At 61.4% G+C, this 254-nt stretch carries 1 protein-coding gene; it reads left to right on the forward strand.

The window, feature by feature from the left end; all coding sequences use genetic code 11:
- On the forward strand, positions 1-254 hold a 254-nt coding region (locus AC0L3S_RS39525; RefSeq protein WP_473285387.1), incomplete at both ends, for a hypothetical protein.

Genomic DNA, 254 nt, shown 5'->3' on the forward strand with positions numbered 1-254 from the left:
TGATCGAGGATGCACGCCGTGCCAGGCAGGAGGCTGCCGGGCGCGAGGAACCTTTGCCGGAACAATTTTACCTGTCGCGTGAAGAGTGGGATGCTTCCGTGCGCAACCGCTCCACGAGACTTGCCGTTTCTGCCGAGCGAGTTCCCAAATTCTTTCGCCTGGCCCGGCCCGGGTACGAATTCGCTGAATTCGTGACAAGGCAAACAAGCGCCGGGGCCAGGGTGGTGTTGACCGGCGATGCCTCTGAACTGCAG

The organism is Bradyrhizobium sp. Ken01 (genome assembly GCF_055807355.1).